Raw genomic sequence first — 22,017 nt, forward strand, 5'->3', positions numbered from 1 at the left:
TAAGGGTTGTCTTTTGTTTTTTATCTATCATGATTAAAATTCTCCACTTTTTCTTGCCAAGATGAATCTCTCCTGTTTATGTTTAATATGGAAACTGTAAGATCAAAGGTAATATTTCAGTCTGATTTTAGGCATTTAAAATCTGTTTGAGTTTTTGACAAGCTTCTTCAATTTTATCAATACTACCAGGATTAACTAAACCATAATAGTCAAAGGAATACACTTTATTTGTTTTAGTTGCTTTCAGATTTTTCCAAAAAGGTTCGGCTTTAAATTCATCCATTAATTCCTGTTGTGAGGGATCAACAATTAATAATATATCAGGATTTTCTTGTAAGATTTTCTCTGCTGAAAGGGTAATATATCCTCTAACGGGAGATTGTCCTTGAAGATTTGCTGTGATATTATTTAGGTTAAATTTTGTTAATAAATTTCCTGCCCAACTATTTTTATTAGGGGCTAAAATGGGTTGACGACTTACTAAAACCAAACTGGATATATCTTGTTTAGGAATATCGGCTAAAAAGGTTTGATAACGCTTTAATAAAGGGGTTACATCTGCTTGAATAATAGTTGCTAAGGTTTGAGTCATTTCTAACATATCATTCCAGCTATTAATTTCTGTGGATAAGGTTTTTATGCCTAATTCTTCTAGTTTATTAAGGGTGTTATCACTAAACCCTTTGGCCCCAATTACTAAGTCTGGTTTCAGAGCAATAATTTTTTCTAAACTGGGGGGTGTTTGTCCTTGACTTACTTGGGGAATATCTTCAAATCTTGGGTCATTTTCAAACAAACGACTGCCAACCATTCCAACTAATTTACTCTTGTCTAACTGTTCAATGATATCACTACTTAAGGAAGTTAAGGTGATAATTCTATTGGCATAAGTAACATCATTTTTGGGCTGATTATTGATCGTAGATGATGAGTTACAGGCAATGATTAATAAGCTAAAAAAGGGAAGTAATAAGAATAACAATAAACGACGAAACATTGATTTTCCTCTAAATTATAGATTATATTATACTATATTGTATCATTAATTGACAGAACTTAACGGACAAATTTGTAAGCCAACTGGGGTATTAATTACCATGACTTCAATATCAAAAACATCTCTTAAAATGGGAGGTTTTAAAACATCAATAGGTTGTCCTACAGTATAGAGTTTACCTTGTTTAAGCAAAGCGAGACGATCACTATAACGCGCTGCTAAATTAATATCATGAAGCACGGTAATGATGGTTAATTGTTGTTCAATTTGCAGGGTTTTGAGTAATTCTAAGAGTTGTAATTGATAGTGAATATCTAAATAAGTTGTGGGTTCATCTAATAGTAAGATTCGAGGATTTTGGGCTAAAGCTAGAGCTAAAAAAGCCCGTTGTCTTTCCCCTCCCGATAACTCTGTTACCAGGCGATCGCGGAAGGGTTCTAATTGTGTTTTAATGATAGCATTTTCAACTTTATTTCTATCTTCTAAATTTAGTTCCCATTGCCACCAATTTTGATGAGGAGTTCTCCCTAAACTAACTAATTGAAAAACAGTTAACCCGATTGGAATTGTTTGTTGTTGGGGCAAAATTGCCATTTTCTGAGCAATTGTATGAGGGGGCAAATTATGAATAGATTTTCCATCTAATAAAACTTGACCATGCTCAGGGGTTAAAATACGATTAATCAGTTTTAAAAATGTTGATTTTCCTGAGCCATTAGCACCCACTAAACTTAACCACTCTCCTGTTTTTAAGGTTAAGTTAATGTCTTGAATAACTAATTTATTAAAATAACCACCGCTTAAATTTTGAGTCTCAATAGGCATAATTTATAATCAATTATTAGAGTGTATCCTTTCATCATTTTCTGTTATTTTTGTAGGGGCAAGGTATCAAAAATATTTATCTACTAATACTAAATATTTATACTTTGCCTTGCCCATTAGGTTGTGAAAATATCTGTTAAATGTATTTTCTTCTGTTTGTAGATATGCCCTATTAGGGGTCAAGCTGTTGACCCCTACACCCTATTTACAATTAAACAGTAACCTTTGCTTGTTTTGCCGCAAAAATACCTTCAATCACTGCGTCTACTACTTTATCAGGAGTAGACGCACCAGAAGTTATACCAACAACAATTTGGCCATCAGGAAGCCAATTTTTTTGAATTTCTAACTCCTTATCTAAGGGTTTATGTTCAAGTTTATTACCTGGTAAAATGCGATGTTCGCTATCAATATGATAAGAAGGAATTCCTTTTTCCACAGAAATTTCTTGTAAATGGGTAGTATTAGAAGAATTAAAGCCTCCAATTACCACCATTAAATCCAACTTTTCTTCTACTAAAGTTAACATCGCATCTTGACGTTCCTGGGTAGCATCACAAATCGTATTAAAACTCATAAAATGCTCATTTAAAGTGGTTGGCCCATACTTTTTCAACATGGTACTTTCAAACAGTTTTCCGATTTGTTCTGTTTCAGTTTTGAGCATCGTTGTTTGATTTGCAATACCCAAACGTTGAAGATCTTGATCAGGATCAAATCCTTCGGAATGAGCATTTTTAAACTTCTCTAAAAACTCGGTTTTATTGCCTCCATTAAGGATATAATCAATCACATATTGAGCTTCTTTGAGATTTAAAACCACTAAATAAGTCCCGGCAAACGAGCTAGTAGCAACGGTTTCTTCATGACGATATTTGCCATGAATAATCGAAGTGTAATCTTTTTTCTTATGCTTTTCGACAGAATTCCATACTTTAGAAACCCAAGGACAAGTAGTATCAACAATGGTGCAACCCTTATCATTTAATAACTGCATTTCCGTGACACTAGCCCCAAAGGCCGGTAAAATAACCACATCTCCCTTTTCCACCACTGAGAAATCTTTGTCATCTTCAATCACCTGAATAAATCCCACATTCATCTCCTGTAACCGTTGATTAACGGAAGGATTATGAATAATTTCATTAGTGATCCAAATACGTTCATTGGGGAAATGTTGACGGGTTTCATAGGCCATGGCCACAGCCCTTTCTACCCCCCAACAAAAGCCAAAGGCTTCTGCTAAACGAATGGTCACATCTCCTTGTTGCCATTGATAGTTATTTTGACGGATTTGTTGAATCAGAGAACTTTGATACTCTGTATTCATGACCTCCATCATTTCAGTGGTGTGGCCAAACCCTCTGCGGTGATAGTGTTCAGACTGTTGTAGAGAGCGTTTAAAAGCTTTGGTATCCATTATCCTCTGACAAGATCAATTATTAATGATCAATTATCAGTTATCCCTAAACAATCAGCAAATATCTAAAAACAAAAAAAGCCTGCGATCGCAGGCTTCAAGTCTTTATGGGTAAAAACTTACATCTTTGCGCCCGTAGACACATCAGACTCGTTGACACTGCTAGAACCCATACCAGCAAAGCCATCAGGTTCTTTTACAAATCCATGATAAGCTTCCATACCATGTTCACCGATATCTAACCCCTGAATCTCTTCTTCGCGGCTGACACGAATGCCTAGGGTTGCTTTGAGGGCTGTCCAAACAGCCACACTAAAGACAATGGTAAACAGTCCGATGGCAACGATGCCAATAATTTGATTAATCAGTTGACCAATGCCGTGGCCGTAGAATAACCCAACTTCTTGATTAAATAAGCCAACGGCGAAGGTTCCCCAAATACCATTAACTAAGTGAACGGAGATCGCTCCCACAGGGTCATCAATTTTGAGAACGCCATCAATGAAACCGACGGCATAGACAACTAAGACACCTGCAACAGCACCAATGATCACCGCACCCCAGTAAGATACGCCCTCACAACCCGCAGTAATACCCACTAACCCCGCTAAAATACCATTGATGACCATAGAAAGGTCAGGTTTTTTATCTTTGGCCCAAGAGACAAACAGGGCGACAATGCCCCCCATGGCCCCCGCTAAGTTGGTGGTAACGGCAATGTAAGGAACATGACTATCCGCCGCCAATTGAGAACCAGGGTTAAACCCAAACCAACCGATCCAAAGAATGAGACAGCCCAAGGTAGCAATACTCATATTATGGCCCGGAATTGCTTGGGGACGACCATCTACATATTTACCCATTCTAGGGCCAAGAACGGCAGCCCCGACTAAAGCTGCCCAACCGCCAACGGAGTGAACCACGCTAGATCCGGCAAAGTCTTTAAACCCTAGGCTTCCTAACCAACCGCCACCCCAAACCCAGTGGCCAGTGATGGGGTAGGCAATGCCTACTAAGATCAAACTAAAGACTAAAAAGTCAACAAACTTAATCCGTTCAGCCACTGCACCGGAAACAATGGTGGCCGCAGTTCCCGCAAAAGCGACTTGAAAGAGGAAAAAGACTGAAATGGGCAGTCCCACTGGAAAGGGAGTGAGGTTGTAGGTAGCGGGATCTTGACTAGCTAAAAACCAACCGCCACTGCCAATAATGGCATTAGTTCCCCCAAACATCAAAGAAAAACCAATGGCCCAATAAGCAATGGTGGCCAAAGCAAAAACAATCAGGTTTTTGGTGAGGATATTAACAGCATTTTTCTGGCGACAGAAGCCCGTTTCCAGCATTCCGAAGCCCGCATTCATGAAAATGACCAGAATAGCGGCAATTAAGACCCAGATAGCATTTAAGGTTCCCTGGAGTTGTATAATTGCTTCGGGTGTGGCTTCTGTAATTTCTAGGATCTTAATTTCTGCATTCTGAGCCACCACTGCCTTATTCCAGACAATGGTAATAATGGCTGCTAAAGGAATACAGGCGATCCAAAAGCCTGAAAAAGAGCGGGCAATCACGCGAAACGGTTGCCAATAGGGTGCGTCCCACAAACTGTGAGTAACGTCTTTTTTTGTTCTTGTTGATACCATTTTTTTGAGGTTAGATTATTAGTTGAAACATCATGAACTTTGGGATTGACTGGACTTTTGAGCTTAAACATGATTTAAAAAGCCATTTCCCTCATTCTTAATCTATGAACTCTACAGATAATAACGAAATTTCGTCAAGCTCACTTAAGGATTTTCACTTATAATTGGGATTCTAGGATTTACTGTTCAAAAGTTGACAAATTTTAAGATTTTCTTCTGTATCCTTGAATACATCTATGAACCAAGAACCCTTTGATCGGAAGATGATGCAGCGTTGCCTAGAGTTAGCGCGTCAAGCTTTGGGCTGCACCTCTCCTAATCCCCTGGTAGGATCAGTAATTGTTAAAGATGGGGAAATTGTGGGAGAAGGATGTCACCCGAAAGCAGGAGAACCCCACGGGGAAATTTTTGCCCTCAGAGATGCGGGGGAAAATGCCGCAGGAGCAACCGTTTACGTCAATTTAGAACCCTGTAACCATCATGGACGCACACCGCCCTGTACAGAGGCTTTAATCGCCGCTAAGGTGGCTAAAGTGGTGGTGGGTATGGTTGATCCTAACCCTTTCGTATCAGGGAAAGGTATTGAAAAATTGAGAGAGGCCGGTATTGAAGTAATTGTTGGGGTGGAAGAAGGGGCCTGTCGTCGTTTAAATGAGGCGTTTATCCACCGTATTATTCATCAGCAGCCTTTTGGAATCTTAAAATATGCCATGACTCTTGATGGGAAAATTGCCACTACTACAGGCCATAGTGCTTGGGTAACTGGTGCGGCTTCCCGTCTTATGGTACATCAAATTAGGGCTGCTTGTGATGCGGTAATTGTGGGGGGTAATACAGTAAGACGGGATAATCCTCAGTTAACCACTCATCAGGTAACAGGGGTTAACCCGTTGCGGGTGGTGATGAGTCGTAACCTTCATTTACCTAGTGAGGCCAACCTCTGGAATATTGATGTTGCTCCCACTTTAGTGTTTACAGAATGGGGTAAAAATCCGACCTTACAAGAAACATTACGGCAAAAAGGAGTGGAAGTGATTGAGTTATCTCCTTTATCCCCGTCTCAAGTAATGGATGTCCTTTATGAGCGAGAATTATCTAGTGTTTTATGGGAATGTGGGGGCGTTTTGTCCGCTGAAGCGATCGCGGATGGGGTGATTCAAAAAATTATGGCGTTTATTGCCCCTAAAATTATTGGTGGGGTTGCTGCTGCTTCTCCTGTGGGTAATTTAGGCTTAGAAAAAATGACTGATGCTTTACAGTTAAAAGAGGTCAGTTTTCGTCAAGTTGATGAAGATATTTTGATTGAAGGATATGTGACTTGATAAAATACAAAGACATTTTGAAAATTAGTATCCATGACATCTGCGATCGCCTCACCATTTGACTCCTTACCTGACTCCCCTAATATTATTCCTTGGGACAGGGTAGATGTTTCTTGGACAAACCGACTAGAAACGACTATTTCTGATAATTCTTCCCCTAATTATTTAATCACGCCTCCTGATCTTGAAACTCTCTGTCAAATTGTTGAATTAGCCAACCATAATCAATGGTCAATGGTTCCCTGTGGAAATGGGAGTAAACTAAATTGGGGTGGTTTAATTTCTCAGGCTAATCTTGTTATTAGTACCCAAAAACTTAACCGAATTATTGATCATGCGGTGAGTGATTTAACTGTTACCGTAGAAGCAGGAACAAAATTAACAGATTTACAGGCTATTTTACAACCACATAAACAATTTTTGCCCATCGATCCTGCCTACCCTGAAAGTGCTACCATTGGCGGTATTATGGCCACAGGAGACACCGGAAATTGGCGACAACGTTACGGGGGTATAAGAGATTTAGTGTTAGGAATGTCCTTGGTGCGATGGGATGGCAAAATAGCGAAAGCAGGAGGAAAAGTGGTCAAAAATGTGGCAGGATATGACCTAATGAAGTTATTTACTGGATCTTATGGCACATTAGGCATCATTACTGAGATTACCTTGAGATTGTACCCAATTCCTGAAGCATCAGGAACTTTAGTAATGACAGGGACGGAAAATGCTCTAAAAATAGCGGCTCAAACCCTTATTAAATCAGGGTTACAACCGACTGCTGCGGACATTTTATCTGCTTCTGTGGTCAAAACCTTGGACTTAGGGGAAGGAATGGGGTTAATAGTAAGATTTCAAAGCATTCCTGAAAGTATCAAAGAACAAAGTACACAGATAAAAGTGATCGCTGAAGAATTGGGACTGAAAACAACATTTTATCAAAATGAAATCGAATTAAATCTATGGCACAAATTACAATCTTTAATCAGAGTTTCTAACACAAACATCACCATAAACTGCAAAATAGGAGTAAAATCAAATCAAGTTGTTAACTTGTTAGCTAAACTTGATGAATTAACCAAAAATCAAGGATGGGGAATGATAAATCTTAGTAGTGGGGTGGGACATATTAAACTGGACTTAGAACCAAATTTAGGAATTTTAAAACAACTGCGATCGCTGTCCCAAGAATGCGGAGGATTTCTCACCATTTTAGAAGCAAAGAAAACTATCAAAAAACAATTTGAACCTTGGGGATATCAGGGCAATGCGTTGGCTATGATGCAAAAAATTAAAACGCAATTTGATCCCCATAATTTATTAAGTCTAGGGCGTTTTCTCTAATCAATTCTATTAACAATTATCTCTAATTACCATTATGCAACTCTCAGAAAATTCGAGTAATTCTTTCAATTTCCAAGAAGCTTTAGAACAAGAAATAAAAGGATTTGATGCCAAAAATCCCCCCAAACAAGAATTAATTGATACTTGTGTTCATTGTGGATTTTGTTTATCAACTTGCCCTAGTTATCGCATTATTGGCAAAGAAATGGATTCTCCAAGGGGTAGAATTTATTTAATGGATGCTATCAACAAAGGACAAGCAGCATTAGATGAAACCACAACCCAACATTTTGATAGTTGTTTAGGATGTTTAGCTTGTGTTTCTACCTGTCCTGCTGGTGTAAAATATGATAGTTTAATTACCGCAACTCGGCCTCAAGTTGAACGAAACCAACCCAGAAGCTTTACAGATAAAGTAATTAGAAGTATTATTTTTAATCTCTTTCCTTATCCCCAAAGATTGCAAATTTTTCTGCCCTTACTTTGGATTTATCAAAAATTAGGAATACAGAAAATAATTCGCGCTACTGGACTATTAAAACGCCTCTTTCCCCGTTTAGCAGCAATGGATTCTATTTTACCAGAAATTACCCTAAAATCTTTTAATCAAACCTATCCTGATGTCATTCCCGCACAAGGTAAAAAACGTTATCGTGTAGGTATGGTTTTAGGCTGTGTTCAAAGGTTATTTTTCTCCCCCGTTAATGAAGCAACCGTCAGAGTTTTAACAGCAAATGGTTGTGAAGTTGTTATCCCGAAAACTCAAGGATGTTGTGCTGCCTTACCTGCACACCAGGGACAAGAAAAACAAGCACAAACCTTAGCAAAACAGATGATTGATAGCTTTGCTAATACAGAGGTTGATTATATTATTATTAATGCCGCAGGATGTGGCCATACATTAAAAGAATATGGTCATATCTTAGCCGATGATTCAGAATACAAAGAGAAAGGTGAGCAATTTTCTAATCAAGTTAAAGACGTTCAAGAATTTTTAGCTGAAATTAAGTTAACGACTCAATTATCTCCTTTAACTGATCAAGAATTAATCATAGTGTATCAAGATGCTTGTCATCTTTTACATGGACAAAAAATCAGTTTACAACCCCGTCAACTCTTAAAACAAATACCAGGAATTACCTTAAAAGAACCCATAGATGCTGCTTTATGTTGTGGTAGTGCAGGAGTTTATAATATGTTACAGCCAGAGGTTGCCGATGAATTAGGAAAACAAAAAGTTAATAATTTACTCAATACAGGCGCAAAATTAATTGCCTCTCCCAACCCTGGATGTTCCCTGCAAATCAAAAAACATTTAAACCTACAAGGAAAAGATATCAAGTTAATGCACCCGATAGAATTATTAGATTATTCCATGAGAGGACTAAAAATCAAACTATGATGAATAGTTTTTTTGTACTAAGTTATTAAAGGGCGATTTTATCGTTTTTGCCTGTAATAAACAAAACTTGTGTTACCCTTAAAAACATACGACTTCCCTGTTAATTATGGTTTTTTCCTCCCTAATTCGTACCCTACAAAAATCCCCCCTAACCAAAGAACTGTTAGAGAAACTTAAGAAAAATAACTATTTGGGATTAAAAGGGATTAACCGACTGCCAAAAGGTTTAATTTCCTCAACTTTGGCACAATCTAACCAGCAAAATTTATTAGTCATTTGTGCTACCCTTGAAGAAGCAGGAAGATGGGCGGCTCAATTAGAGATTATGGGCTGGAAAACCGTTAATTTTTATCCCACATCAGAAGCATCACCCTACGAACCTTTTAACCCTGAATCTGAAATGATTTGGGGACAAATGCAAATTTTATCTACCCTTAATCTTCAAGAATCTCCTCAGAATAATTGTGCCATTGTCACCACAGAAAAAGCCTTACAACCCCATTTACCTCCCCCAGATGTTTTTAACAATTATTGTCTAAACTTACAGCTAGGAATTAACTATAAAGCCAAAGAACTTGATGAAATTTTAGTTAAATTGGGGTATGAAAGAGTTGCTTTAGTTGAAGTTGAGGGGCAATGGAGTCGGCGGGGAGATATTATCGATATTTTTCCCGTTTCTTCAGAAGTTCCGGTGCGCTTAGAATGGTTTGGAGATGAACTCGAAAAAATACGCGAATTTGATCCAGCAACTCAACGTTCTTTAGATAAGGTTGAGCAGTTATTATTAACACCTACTAGCTTTAATCCAATTGTAGCAAATGCAATTCAAGAAAACAATCAATCTTTAGATGATTATCTCTCAGATGAAGAAAAAGAAGCCTTAGAAAATTATAATTACCCTCCAGGAATGCAAAGATTTTCAGGGCTGGCTTTTGCCGAACCTGCCTCAATTTTAGACTACTTAAACCCTAATACCCTTTGTGTTTTTGATGAAGTGGATCAATGTCAATCCCATAGCGATCGCTGGTTAGAATATCTAGAAGAAAATTGGCAAGAATTAGAACAACCATTACCGAAAATTCATCGAGCTTTTCAAGAGTCCTTAAAATTAGCAGAAAATTTGCCTAAATTATATCTATCAGAAATAGCAGAAGTCAACGATAAAGATGCCTTAGATTTATCTAGTCGTCCCATTCCCACAACGCCCAATCAATTTGCAAGATTAGCAGAAATTTTAAGAGGAAAACGGGAGATTTATAGTGGAATTAGCTTAAATAAATATACCACTTGGTTGATTTCTGCTCAACCTTCTCGTACCGTTTCTTTATTACAAGAACATGATTGCCCTGCACAATTTATTCCTAACCCTCGTGATTATCATGGTATTGATAAATCCCATATTCAAGGAACAGCTATTGCCCTAAAATATTCAGGATTAGCAGAATTAGAAGGCTTTATTTTACCAACATTTCGTATTGTTGTTGTCACCGATAGAGAGTTTTTTGGACAGCACGTTTTAGCTACCGCAGCTTATATCAGAAAACGTCGCCGCGCTGCCTCTAAACAGGTTGATTTACAAAAACTTTGTCCAGGGGATTATGTTGTCCATAAAAGTCATGGAATCGGTAAATTTTTAAAACTAGAAAGTTTAGCCACCCGTGAATATTTAGTGATTGAATATGGTGATGGACTTTTGAGAGTTCCGGTGGATTCTTTTGATAGTTTATCTCGCTATCGTCACACGGGTTCCCAACCGCCGGAACTTCATACAATGACGGGCAAAACTTGGCAAAAAACCAAACAAAGAGTCCGTAAAAATATTAAGAAATTAGCAGTTGATTTGTTGAATTTATATGCAAAACGTTCTAAAAATACGGGGTATAATTATCCCGTTGATACCCCTTGGCAACAGGAATTAGAAGACTCTTTTCCCTATCAACCAACTCCTGATCAATTAAAAGCAATTCAAGACGTTAAAATTGATTTAGAAAGTGATCGTCCCATGGATCGATTAGTTTGTGGAGATGTGGGGTTTGGTAAGACAGAAGTTGCCGTTCGTGCTATTTTTAAAGCCGTTACCAGTGGTCATAAACAGGTTGCTTTTTTAGCCCCTACAACCATCTTAACCCAACAACATTATCACACCTTAAAAGAAAGATTTGCCCCCTATCCCATTAATATTGGTCTATTAAATAGATTTCGGACAACCTCAGAAAAAAAGGACATTATAGAACGGTTAGCAACAGGAGAATTAGATATTGTTGTCGGGACGCATCAACTCTTAGGAAAAGGGGTAAATTTTAAAGATTTAGGGTTATTAGTAATTGATGAAGAACAACGATTTGGGGTAAATCAAAAAGAAAAAATAAAAGCAATGAAATCTCAAGTTGATGTCTTAACTTTGACAGCAACTCCTATTCCTCGCACCCTATATATGTCCCTTTCAGGAATACGAGAAATGAGCTTAATTACTACGCCACCGCCATCTCGTCGCCCCATCAAAACCCATTTATCTCGTTATAATCCTGATGTAGTTAGAACTGCTATTCGTAATGAATTAGATCGGGGAGGACAGATATTTTATGTAGTTCCTAGAGTAGAAGGAATTGACGAACTTGGGGAACAATTAAAACAAATGGTTCCGAATGCTAGAGTATTAATTGCCCATGGTCAAATGGATGCCAATGAGTTAGAAATAACCATGTTAGAATTTAATAATGGAGAGGCGGATATTTTAGTTTGTACTACCATTATTGAATCAGGATTAGATATTCCTAGGGTGAATACAATTATTGTTGAAGATTCTCAAAAATTTGGCTTATCTCAACTCTATCAATTAAGGGGAAGGGTAGGAAGATCTGGCATTCAAGCTCATGCTTGGTTATTATATCCCAGTAAAGCAGAAATAACAGAAACTGCCCGGCAAAGATTAAGAGCATTACAAGAATTTAGCCAACTGGGATCGGGGTATCAATTAGCTACTCGTGACATGGAAATTCGGGGTGTTGGGAACTTATTGGGAGCAGAACAATCAGGACAATTAGAAGCTATTGGCTTTGAATTTTATATGGAAATGTTACAAGAAGCCATCAAAGAAATTCAAGGACAAGAAATTCCTAAAGTTGAAGAAACTCAAATAGATTTACAATTAACTGCTTTTATTCCTGCTGATTATATTCCTGATCTTGAACAAAAAATGTCCGCTTATCGCACTATTTCTACAGCTAATTCTAAAGAAGATTTAGCCCAAATTGCCGCAGACTGGACAGATCGTTATGGCAAACTTCCCTCTCCAGTAGAACAATTATTACAAGTAATTGAATTAAAACAATTAGCAAAATCTCTAGGATTTTCTCGCATTAAAATTGAAAATAAACAAAACATTGTTTTAGAAACACCTATGGAAGAACCCGCTTGGAAACTATTACAAGAAAATTTACCAAATCATTTGCAGTCACGCTTTATTTATAGTCCGAAAAAAGTTACTATAAGAGGATTAGCATTGATTAAACCTAATAAACAATTAGAAAGTTTAATCGAATGGTTAGGAAAGATGAAGTCAGTTGTTCCTGATGTGGCAGAATAACTTTTAGACATAAGTAGTCGGACAGAATTAAATAGCACTGTGTTAAGTTTTGTGTAGGCCGATGCTCTCCCCACAATAGTCTTTTGATAAGAATTTTAGCATTTTGGCGGGGAATGCCCACACTACTTCTATTTATGTCCGACTACTTATCAAAACAGATTTATGTAATTGCGGCATCTACAATATGTAAATTTCTCCCGTAACTAAAATGATACAGCCAATTATAGAAGATCACTTTTTAGTCTGTGGATTAGGTAGTTTAGGACAACATTGTGTCTTGTCTCTAAAAGAATTTGGAGTGAAAGTAATTGCTATTGAATTAATAGAACCCTCAAGCTGGGAAATTCCTCAAATACCTGAATTATTAGATGATTTAATTATTGCAGACTGCCGACAAAATCGAGTTTTAAAACAAGCACAAATTGAACAATGTCGCGCTGCATTATTAGTAACAACTAACGAACAAGTAAACATTGAAACTGCCTTAGCAATTCGTCAATTAAATCCCAAAACCCGTTTAATTGTGCGTTCAGCTAAAGATAATCTAAACACTTTATTAGAAGAACAATTAGGAAATTTTATCGCTTATGAACCCACACAACTACCAGCATCTGCTTTTGCTATTGCCGCATTAGGAACAGAAATTAGGGGCTTTTTTACCCTAGATGGAAAACGTTTAAGAGTGATTGAACGTCATCTTAAACCTAAAGATAACTGGTGTTATTTTCGTCATCTTCATGAATTAAATAGTCGTACTCGTCGCCTATTATCTTATCAAGAAGGAACCCAAAAATTTAGTGGCTCATTTCATCAGTGGAACCCAGAAACCATATTACAACCAGGAGATATTGTTACTTATATTGAAAGTGCTGACACCCTGACAATGCAGTCAGAAATTACAGCAGTTATGTCTGCTCAAACTTCTCCAATAACCCAAAATTGGAGAAACAAAATTAAGCGATCGCTGTCTCGTCTCTGGAAAAAAGGACGACAATATATTAGATTAGTTGCCCTCATAAGTGGGGGAATTGTTTTACTTTTATTGTTTATAGGAACTATTTTAATTCACAATTATTATCGAGAATCTACTTTTCTTTCTGCATTTTTAGCGACAATGATCTTATTATTAGGGGGCTATTCTGACTTATTTGGAGAATTGAGAGAAATCGATGATATTCCGGCTTGGTTACAATTATTTAGCTTGGGGTTGACTTTAGCAGGAACAGCTTTTGTCGGGGTTTTATATGCCCTATTAACAGAAGCATTATTATCAGCAAAATTCCAATTTACACAGCATCGTCTCCCCATTCCTCAACAAAATCATATCGTAATTGTGGGAATGGGGAGAGTGGGAAAACAAGTTGCTATCTTATTACAAGAATTTAAACAAACTTTTTTGGGAATTACTTTTAAACTAGATAATAATGATTCAGGAATATTATCCCAAATGCCTTTAATTATAGGTAATCTTCAAGATGTTTTACCCCAAGCTAATCTTGCCACAGCAAAAAGTATTGTGGTTGTCACTGATGATGAAATTCTTAACCTAGAAGTTGCTTTGATGGCCAAAAAGTTAAACCCTCATACTTATGTCATTGTTCGTACCGCCGGGCAACAATTAGGGCAGCATCTTATGCAAATTTTACCCCAAGCGCAAATTATTGGGGCCTATGGAGTCGCCGCAGAAGTGTTTGCAGGGGCAGCATTTGGCGAGAATATTTTAACTATATTTCGTCTGGATAACCAAACTATTTTGGTGACAGAATATCAAATTGAAGCCGGAGATACCTTAAACGGGCTGTTATTAGCTGAGGTAGCCTATGGTTATGGTGTAATTCCTATCTTGCATCAAAAACCCCCCAATTCCTCTAATTTGATGCCCTACGATGATATAAATTTGTCTGTCGGCGATCGCTTAATTGTCTTAGCCACCATTGATGGGTTAAGATGTATTGAACAAGGGCGACTAGCCATTAAACCGAAACAATGGCACATTTACGTTGAAAAAGCCGCTAATGAGGATGCAGCTTTTGAAGGAGCTAATGCGATCGCCAGGATTTCTGGTTGTTCTTTAATTATGGCGCGAAACCTGATGAAAGAATTACCCGCCACTTTATCAGTTCCCATGTACAATCATCAAGGAGAAAGACTGGTTAGGGAATTAAATAAATTACGAGTCGAAGCAAAATTGATAGAATAAAATTCTTATTATTAATCTAAGGAGATAGGATGATCAAAAAGATCCTTTCTACTGAACAAATTCGCCGTATTCTTACCCGTTTAGCTTCTCAAGTTCTCGAAAAATCAGGAGATCTTTCTGATATTGTATTACTGGGAATTTATACAAGAGGGGTTCCTTTAGCCGAAATGTTGGCCCAACAAATTGAGATGTTAGAAGGAATAAAAGTTCCCGTCGGGGCCATTGATGTTACCTTTTATCGAGATGATTTAGATCGCATTAAAACCCGTACCCCTGCTAAGACAAAAATTCCCTTTAATTTAACAGGAAAAACTGTTATATTAGTGGACGATGTTATCTATAAAGGCCGTACCATGCGGGCCGCTTTAAATGCTGTTAGTGAGTATGGAAGACCCCAATGTATTCGTTTATTAGTTTTAGTTGATCGGGGCCATCGAGAGTTGCCCATTCACCCTGATTTTACCGGAAAAAAACTGCCCACAGCGTCAAAAGAACAGGTAAAAGTTTATCTCGAAGCAATTGATGGCCGAGATGCCGTAGAGTTAATTAAGGAATAATTATTATTAGATCTTATGAGTGCAGAAATTATTTGCGTGGGAACAGAACTTTTGTTAGGGGAAATTGTTAATACCAATGTGCAATTTTTAGCCAAAGAATTAGCCAGTTTAGGCATTCCCCATTATTATCAAACAGTGGTTGGTGATAATCCCATTCGCTTACAAGAAGTGATTAATATTGCTAGTAAACGGGCTTCTATTTTACTGTTTACAGGGGGTTTAGGGCCAACCCCCGATGATCTGACAACTGAAACTATTGCCCAACTTTTTAACACCCCCTTAGAAGAAAAACCGGAAATTATTGAGGATATTCAACGCAAATTTGCGGCAAGGGGGAGAGAGATGACCGATAATAACCGTAAACAGGCTTTACTTCCCCAAGGGGCCACTATTTTACCGAACCCTGGGGGAACGGCCCCAGGCATAATTTGGCAACCTGTCCCTAATTTAGTCATTATGACTTTCCCTGGAGTCCCCTCGGAAATGAAGCGGATGTGGGCAGAAACGGCGGCTCCTTACCTCAAAAGCCAAGGTTGGGGCAAAGAAATCATTTTTAGTCGGATGTTGCGTTTTCGGGGCATTGGCGAGTCAGGGTTAGCGGCCAAGGTTAACCATTTATTTAATTTAACTAATCCTACTGTTGCCCCCTACGCCTCTGTCGGGGAAGTTCGTTTGCGGATATGTGCAAAAACTACCTCAGAAGCAGAAGCGATCGCCATTATTGAGCCTGTTGCCGAAGAAATTAAACAAATCGCCGGATTAGACTATTTTGGGCAGGATGATGAGACTATTGCTGAGGTGGTGGGAAAATTATTGCGGGCAAAGCAAGAAACGGTATCCGTCGCTGAATCTTGCACAGGAGGAGGTTTAGGGGCAATGTTTACCACGATAGCAGGAAGTTCTGATTATTTTTGGGGTGGAGTTATTGCCTATGATAATCGGGTGAAAATGTCCCTATTAGGGGTTAAATCAGAAGATTTAGAACAAGTCGGGGCCGTTAGTGATACTGTAGCGCAACAGATGGCTTTAGGAGTTAAAGAAAAATTAGGCACATCCTGGGGGTTAAGTGTAACCGGAATTGCTGGGCCAGAGGGAGGGACAGACACAAAACCTGTAGGATTAGTTTATATTGGTATTGCTGATCCTGATGGCAAAGTAGAGAGTATTGAATGTCGGTTTGGAGATACCCGCGATCGCTCCTCGATTCGCTATTTAAGTGAGTGTACAGCTTTGGATCAATTGCGACGAAAAATGTCAGTTAGGGGCTAGGTTTAGGGGTTGGCCCGAAGGGCCAACCCCTAAACCTAGTTCATCAGTATCTTCCATATTTAGAGTCTTTCGTCTAGGATAGTAGATCCCAACGCTACATATAGAGTTTGCGGGAATTCAATTTGAGGGAGAAGATAGAATGAACCATCAACAAGAATGGTTAAATAGTCGTGTCGACGCACAACTGATCGCACTTAACGTCACTGCTTTAGCGGGGACTTCTCCCTCGGAATATTTGCTCTATTCTGAGGCACTTCCGAGACGAAATGATGGCAGAGTCAATAATACCATCTTAAAGCGTTATGAACACACAGAACAAGGGGGTTGGTGGTGTTCTGGTGTTGATGTGATGACAGGAAATGAGGACTTATGGGGGTGTTTTAAACCCGATCAGCCTCGTCTGAGTTACAATGCCCATAAACCGATTAAGTATGAACATCCGCCCCAAGTTCCTACAGGTATCTTTGCCTTAAAAGTTCCATTGCACCTATGGGAACAGGTAGGACAACGCCATCAAATTAATTTTACCTCAGAAATCATCGACGAGACGCAACCCGACCGAGGATTTTGGTCATGGGTCATCGCTCATCCTACCATTCCCCTTTGTATCACAGAAGGAGCCAAAAAAGCAGGAGCTTTATTAACTGCGGGATATGCAGCGATCGCCCTTCCTGGGATTAATAATGGTTATCGTACTCCCAAAGATGAGGCGGGAAATCGCATTGGTAAGTCTCATCTTATCCCCCAATTACAAAAGTTGGCAACCCCTGGACGAACAATATATATTATTTTTGATCAGGATAGTAAACCTAATACTATTAAAGCGGTTAATGCAGCGATTAAAAAATTAGGCTATTTATTTACGCAAACCGGATGTCATGTTAAAGTCATTACTTGGGCATCAGATCAGGGAAAAGGGATTGATGATTTTATTATTAATCAGGGTCAAAAAGCCTTTGATGAATTATATCAAAAAGCCTTACCTTTAGAGACTTGGAAAGCCAGAGAATTAACTCAATTAACCTATCCTGCTAATCTTGAGGTAAACTGTCCTTATCTTCAGCCTTTTCCCATTCCAAATACTGCGAAATTAATTGGCATTAAATCAGCTATTGGCACAGGTAAAACCCAAGTTTTAGAAACCATTGTTAACCAAGCGATCGCCCAAAAGCAAAAAGTGTTAGTCATTGGACATCGCATCAAATTGGTTGAGCAACTTTGTCAACGCTTTGGCTTACCTTATATTACAGAAGTTCGGGAAAATTCCTTAAGTAAAGAATTGGGTTATGGGTTATGTATTGACTCTTTACATGAAAATTCCCAGGCAAATTTTAATCCTGATGACTGGCAAGATGCTTTAGTTATTATTGATGAAGTTGAACAAGTTATTTGGCATGGTTTAAACTCAGAAACCTGTAATCATCATCGTGTTCCGATTCTTAAATCATTGAAAACTTTAATACAGAATGTCTTAGGTAGTCAGGGAAAACTCGTGATTGCTGATGCAGATTTAAGTGATATTTCTTTAGACTATTTAATGACTTTATCTGGTATTAATCTACAACCATTTATTGTTAAAAATCATTGGAAACCTAAGCCTACAGAAGCATGGGAAGCTTATAATTATCCAGAAACTACCCCGAAACGCTTCCTCAAAGATTTAGTTGAACATATTCGTCAAGGAGGTAAACCCTTTGTCTGTTTATCTGCCCAAAAATTAAGCAGTAAATGGGGAACACAAACTTTAGAATCTTATTTACAAAAACAATTTCCAACTGCCAAAATTCTTCGCATTGATTCTGAATCTTTAACCGATCCTAATCATGGTGCTTATCAATGTATAACTAACCTTAATGATGTGTTAGTTAACTATGATATTGTCTTAACTAGTCCTTCCATTGAAACAGGAGTTAGTATTGATCTTAAGGGTCATTTTACCTCAGTTTGGTGTTTAGCTCAAGGAGTACAAACCCCTAGCTCTATCTGTCAATCTTTAGGAAGAATTCGAGAGAATATTCCCCGTTATCTTTGGTTAGCTTCTTATGGGTTTAATAAAGTGGGAAATGGCTCAACTTCTATCCCTAATCTTTTAACTTCTGGTCATCGATTAACTCAGTTAAATATTCGGTTACTTCAACAATCTGATTTAGAATATTTAGATGATTTAGATACAGGATTTCAAGCAGAATCTCTACTTTGTTGGGCAAAAATGTCCGTCAGAGTTAATGCTCAAATGATTAATTATCGGGACTCTATTTTAAGCATTATTCAATCATCCAATCATCAGATTAACCCACCCCCAAAAATCAAAAAACTGCCGCAAAAACAAGATAATAAATATGATTCTGTCAATGAGTTAACCGAAACTATTGAGCAAGTACAAGAACAAAACTATAAAGCAGAATGTGAAGCGATCGCCAAAACAAAAGAGTTGAGTGATCAACAATATCAAACCTTAAAAAAACGTCTAGTCAAAACAAATAAAGAACGTCGTGCGCTTAAAAAATATGATTTACAAAGACGCTATTGTATTCCTGTTACCCCTCAATTAGTGGCCTTAGATGATGACGGTTGGTATCAAAAACTCAGAATTCATTACTTCTTAACAATGGGGCGTAATTATCTCGCAGATAGAGATACAATTGTAGCCAGAAAATTAATTGAACAAGGCCAAGGTGGCGTATTTTTGCCCGATTTTAATGGTTGCCAATTGGGGGCGATTATTGGTACAATGGAAGTGTTAGGCATTCCAACTTTATTAAGGGATATTCAGCGACGACTAATTAATAGAGATCCTGATCTGATTAAACTAGCAGAAATCGCTATTAATAACCGCAGTGATATCAAAACAATTATGGGAATTGGTATTGCTAAAAATGCCAGTCCTATTACAATTATTAGACGTTTGTTAGATAAAATTGGTTATGGTTTAACGGGAATTGGTACTCAAAAAATTGAGCAAAAACGAGTGAGAGTCTATCAAGTTGTCACCCCTAATGATGGCAGAGAAGAAGTCTTTCAACAATGGTTATTAAGAGATCAAAAATCCCCAGGAAGTTCCGAACCTTGGTTTGAAGAATATCTTAACTTAAAAGTCAAAATTAAGGACTCGGAAACTCCAGTCAATCACATTCAATTAAGTTTAGACTTTTCTTGATAAATACTTTTGAAAAACACTATGATTAAAAGTCCTTTACGTTATCCTGGCGGAAAATCAAGAGCGATTAAACAAATTGAACAGCAACTTACTCAAGATTTTACTGAATACAGAGAACCCTTTGTTGGTGGGGGTTCAGTCTTCATTTATCTAAAACAAATTAAACCAGATCTTAAGATTTGGATTAATGATTTAAACCCAGAATTATACTTGTTTTGGAAATTTGCTCAATCCCATTTACAGGAATTAGTAAAAACCCTTCGAGAAATCAAATTAACCCGTACAGATGGCAAAACACTCTTTGCAGAATTAACCCAAGTTGACATAACAGAATTATCAGACTTTGATAGAGCAATTCGTTTCTTTATTTTAAACAGAATTACTTTTTCCGGTACTGTTGAATCAGGAGGATTTTCTCAATCAGCGTTTCATACAAGATTTACTGAATCATCTATTGATCGCTTGGCAAACCTAAGTAATATTCTCCCAGATATTTACATTACTAATTTAGATTATCGTGACGTTGTTAAGGAAAAAGGAAAAGAGGTCTTTATTTTTTTAGATCCCCCTTATTTAGCAGCAACTAAATCTAGACTTTATGGGAAAGATGGCAACTTACACACCTCATTTAATCATGGAGAATTTGCCGAGGCAATGGCAAAATGTCAACATCAATGGTTAATTACTTATGATGATTCCCCAGAAATCAGAGAGTATTTTGAGAAATTTATAATTATCCCTTGGCAATTACAATATGGCATGAATAACTATCAACAAAAAACCGCCAGTAAAGGCAACGAGTTATTTATCCGAAATTATCAACTTAATGAGCAATCATCAGTTAAATTACCAGAGATCGAACAATTATCTTTAAACTTAAACAGCCATTAAAAAATGTAAATATTCAACCACCATTGAATCTAGTTTGTTAAATTAAAAAGAGTCTTTAACAATCCCTAATTGAATTCCCATGTCGAGAATTAATCCCCATACCCTACAAATGCAGATTTCCCAAATGTTCGACCAAGGACAGTCCTTTTTTTGCGCCATCAAAGTGCAAGATTGGTTAAAGGAACAAAATGAAGATCCCAATGCTTACGAGATCCTATTTCATCCCCAACCTACGCCCCCCAATGCTAAGGTAAAAACCCTGATTAGTATTGAATTACGGCGACGAGACGGCCAAGCAGTTGATCCTTGGTTACAGGAAGAAATTAACCGCAGTTGTTAGTTAATTCTGTGAGATTTGGTACGATACGGAAAGTGATCAAGAAGGCGGACGCTACACTTGTAACTCCGAAACCATGTACAATCAATCCAATCTGTGGGTAACTTCATCAACAACTGACGTATTCACCCCAACGGCGATCGCCTTAGGGAACTTTGACGGTATCCATCTTGGACATCGCCAAGTCTTGCAACCCATTTGGCAACGCCCAGAAGCTGAAATTTCCACCGTTGTGACTTTTACACCCCATCCCCAGGAATTTTTTAGCGGGAAACCGCGTCAACTGCTTACCCCTCTCACAGAAAAGGTTAAATTACTTCAGTCCCTCAGCATTAAACAATTAGTAAGATTGCCTTTTGATCGGGGTTTAGCCTCACTTAGTCCCCAAGATTTTGTGGCTGATATTTTAGTCAAACAACTCCACGCCAAATATATTAGTGTAGGGCAAGATTTTCGCTTTGGCCAGGGACGCATAGGAACAGCAGACGAATTAAAGGAAATCGCCGCTAATTTTGGTGTATGCGTTCATATTACCCCTCTACAAACCTGTTCACTCCTGGTTGATGATACCCTTCGTATTAGTAGTTCCCGCATTCGTCAAGCATTGGGGAGTGGGGACGTAATTCAAGCGAAAGAGATGTTAGGCTATCCCTATTCTCTACAAGGCATGGTAGTAACAGGGCAACAGGTAGGTAGAGTCATAGGTTTTCCTACTGCTAACCTGCAACTTCCCCCTAATAAACTCCTTCCCCGTCGTGGGGTTTATTGTGTTACGGTTCAACTAGAAACGGCCACAGAGATCAAGGGAGTGATGAATATTGGGAGTCGTCCCACTGTTAATGGTCAAGTTCCCACGGTTGAGGTTCATCTATTAGACTGGTCAGGGGATTTATATGGACAAACCTTAACTGTAATGTTAGAAAAATTTCTACGGCCTGAACAAAAATTCCCCTCTTTAAATGCGCTGAAATGTCAAATACAGGAAGATTGTATGGTAGCTAGAAAAATTTTCGGATAGTTTATCAATGGACAATGGACAATTGACAATTGACAATTGGTTAATTTGGTTTAAA

15 protein-coding genes are annotated in these 22,017 nt (G+C 38.0%); 11 read left to right on the forward strand and 4 right to left on the reverse strand.

What is annotated here, in order from left to right; all coding sequences use genetic code 11:
- Window positions 1–127 precede the first annotated feature (127 nt).
- From VB691_RS22165 to VB691_RS22180, 4 genes are all read right to left on the reverse strand, one after another.
- On the reverse strand, window positions 128–997 hold the full coding sequence (locus VB691_RS22165) for an ABC transporter substrate-binding protein (RefSeq protein WP_323293705.1): 870 nt from the start codon (window positions 995–997) through the stop codon (window positions 128–130).
- 45 nt (window positions 998–1,042) lie between these two features.
- On the reverse strand, window positions 1,043–1,822 hold the full coding sequence (locus VB691_RS22170; RefSeq protein WP_323293706.1) for an ABC transporter ATP-binding protein: 780 nt from the start codon (window positions 1,820–1,822) through the stop codon (window positions 1,043–1,045).
- A gap of 211 nt (window positions 1,823–2,033) precedes the next feature.
- Window positions 2,034–3,242 carry a 4-hydroxy-3-methylbut-2-enyl diphosphate reductase gene (locus tag VB691_RS22175; RefSeq protein WP_323293707.1) on the reverse strand — a complete coding sequence of 403 codons (1,209 nt, stop codon included), beginning with the start codon at window positions 3,240–3,242 and terminating at the stop codon, window positions 2,034–2,036.
- Window positions 3,243–3,361: 119 nt separating this feature from the next.
- Complete coding sequence (locus VB691_RS22180) at window positions 3,362–4,882, reverse strand: ammonium transporter (protein ID WP_323293708.1); 1,521 nt, start codon at window positions 4,880–4,882, stop codon at window positions 3,362–3,364.
- A gap of 236 nt (window positions 4,883–5,118) precedes the next feature.
- Here VB691_RS22180 and ribD point away from each other — a divergent pair, with 236 nt between their 5' ends.
- The 11 genes from ribD to VB691_RS22235 all read left to right on the forward strand — a co-directional run bounded on the left by ribD (window position 5,119) and on the right by VB691_RS22235 (window position 21,962).
- Window positions 5,119–6,204 (forward strand): bifunctional diaminohydroxyphosphoribosylaminopyrimidine deaminase/5-amino-6-(5-phosphoribosylamino)uracil reductase RibD, encoded by a 1,086-nt coding sequence (ribD, locus tag VB691_RS22185; protein ID WP_323293709.1) that lies wholly within the window; start codon window positions 5,119–5,121, stop codon window positions 6,202–6,204.
- Window positions 6,205–6,237: 33 nt separating this feature from the next.
- Complete coding sequence (locus VB691_RS22190; protein ID WP_323293710.1) at window positions 6,238–7,545, forward strand: FAD-binding oxidoreductase; 1,308 nt, start codon at window positions 6,238–6,240, stop codon at window positions 7,543–7,545.
- 34 nt (window positions 7,546–7,579) lie between these two features.
- Window positions 7,580–8,947, forward strand: coding sequence for a (Fe-S)-binding protein (locus VB691_RS22195; RefSeq protein WP_323293711.1), 1,368 nt, complete (start codon window positions 7,580–7,582; stop codon window positions 8,945–8,947).
- Window positions 8,948–9,053: 106 nt separating this feature from the next.
- Window positions 9,054–12,533 (forward strand): transcription-repair coupling factor, encoded by a 3,480-nt coding sequence (gene mfd / locus VB691_RS22200; RefSeq protein WP_323293712.1) that lies wholly within the window; start codon window positions 9,054–9,056, stop codon window positions 12,531–12,533.
- Window positions 12,534–12,741: 208 nt separating this feature from the next.
- Entirely contained in the window at window positions 12,742–14,733 is a 1,992-nt protein-coding gene (locus VB691_RS22205) for a potassium channel family protein (RefSeq protein ID WP_323293713.1), read from the forward strand.
- Window positions 14,734–14,762: 29 nt separating this feature from the next.
- Window positions 14,763–15,290: a bifunctional pyr operon transcriptional regulator/uracil phosphoribosyltransferase PyrR gene (gene pyrR / locus VB691_RS22210; RefSeq protein ID WP_323293714.1), complete on the forward strand. Its 528-nt coding sequence runs from the start codon at window positions 14,763–14,765 to the stop codon at window positions 15,288–15,290.
- A 15-nt stretch (window positions 15,291–15,305) separates the two neighbouring features.
- Window positions 15,306–16,559 (forward strand): competence/damage-inducible protein A, encoded by a 1,254-nt coding sequence (locus VB691_RS22215; RefSeq protein WP_323293715.1) that lies wholly within the window; start codon window positions 15,306–15,308, stop codon window positions 16,557–16,559.
- 139 nt (window positions 16,560–16,698) lie between these two features.
- Window positions 16,699–19,716 carry a plasmid replication protein, CyRepA1 family gene (locus tag VB691_RS22220; RefSeq protein ID WP_323293716.1) on the forward strand — a complete coding sequence of 1,006 codons (3,018 nt, stop codon included), beginning with the start codon at window positions 16,699–16,701 and terminating at the stop codon, window positions 19,714–19,716.
- Between the two features lie 21 nt (window positions 19,717–19,737).
- Complete coding sequence (locus VB691_RS22225) at window positions 19,738–20,607, forward strand: DNA adenine methylase (protein ID WP_323293717.1); 870 nt, start codon at window positions 19,738–19,740, stop codon at window positions 20,605–20,607.
- Between the two features lie 79 nt (window positions 20,608–20,686).
- Window positions 20,687–20,947 carry a hypothetical protein gene (locus tag VB691_RS22230; RefSeq protein ID WP_323293718.1) on the forward strand — a complete coding sequence of 87 codons (261 nt, stop codon included), beginning with the start codon at window positions 20,687–20,689 and terminating at the stop codon, window positions 20,945–20,947.
- A 91-nt stretch (window positions 20,948–21,038) separates the two neighbouring features.
- Window positions 21,039–21,962 carry a bifunctional riboflavin kinase/FAD synthetase gene (locus VB691_RS22235; protein ID WP_323293719.1) on the forward strand — a complete coding sequence of 308 codons (924 nt, stop codon included), beginning with the start codon at window positions 21,039–21,041 and terminating at the stop codon, window positions 21,960–21,962.
- The last annotated feature ends 55 nt before the right edge of the window (window positions 21,963–22,017 follow it).

Origin of the sequence: Crocosphaera sp. XPORK-15E, assembly GCF_034931425.1 — a bacterium.
GTDB lineage: Bacteria > Cyanobacteriota > Cyanobacteriia > Cyanobacteriales > Microcystaceae > UHCC-0190.

What these genes read in the sequence shown, in the direction of transcription:
- VB691_RS22165 (WP_323293705.1), bottom strand. Translation starts at nt 997, where the DNA reads ATGTTTCGTCGTTTATTGTTATTCTTATTACTTCCCTTTTTTAGCTTA.
- VB691_RS22170 (WP_323293706.1), bottom strand. Translation starts at nt 1,822, where the DNA reads ATGCCTATTGAGACTCAAAATTTAAGCGGTGGTTATTTTAATAAATTA.
- VB691_RS22175 (WP_323293707.1), bottom strand. Translation starts at nt 3,242, where the DNA reads ATGGATACCAAAGCTTTTAAACGCTCTCTACAACAGTCTGAACACTAT.
- VB691_RS22180 (WP_323293708.1), bottom strand. Translation starts at nt 4,882, where the DNA reads ATGGTATCAACAAGAACAAAAAAAGACGTTACTCACAGTTTGTGGGAC.
- ribD (WP_323293709.1), top strand. Translation starts at nt 5,119, where the DNA reads ATGAACCAAGAACCCTTTGATCGGAAGATGATGCAGCGTTGCCTAGAG.
- VB691_RS22190 (WP_323293710.1), top strand. Translation starts at nt 6,238, where the DNA reads ATGACATCTGCGATCGCCTCACCATTTGACTCCTTACCTGACTCCCCT.
- VB691_RS22195 (WP_323293711.1), top strand. Translation starts at nt 7,580, where the DNA reads ATGCAACTCTCAGAAAATTCGAGTAATTCTTTCAATTTCCAAGAAGCT.
- mfd (WP_323293712.1), top strand. Translation starts at nt 9,054, where the DNA reads ATGGTTTTTTCCTCCCTAATTCGTACCCTACAAAAATCCCCCCTAACC.
- VB691_RS22205 (WP_323293713.1), top strand. Translation starts at nt 12,742, where the DNA reads ATGATACAGCCAATTATAGAAGATCACTTTTTAGTCTGTGGATTAGGT.
- pyrR (WP_323293714.1), top strand. Translation starts at nt 14,763, where the DNA reads ATGATCAAAAAGATCCTTTCTACTGAACAAATTCGCCGTATTCTTACC.
- VB691_RS22215 (WP_323293715.1), top strand. Translation starts at nt 15,306, where the DNA reads ATGAGTGCAGAAATTATTTGCGTGGGAACAGAACTTTTGTTAGGGGAA.
- VB691_RS22220 (WP_323293716.1), top strand. Translation starts at nt 16,699, where the DNA reads ATGAACCATCAACAAGAATGGTTAAATAGTCGTGTCGACGCACAACTG.
- VB691_RS22225 (WP_323293717.1), top strand. Translation starts at nt 19,738, where the DNA reads ATGATTAAAAGTCCTTTACGTTATCCTGGCGGAAAATCAAGAGCGATT.
- VB691_RS22230 (WP_323293718.1), top strand. Translation starts at nt 20,687, where the DNA reads ATGTCGAGAATTAATCCCCATACCCTACAAATGCAGATTTCCCAAATG.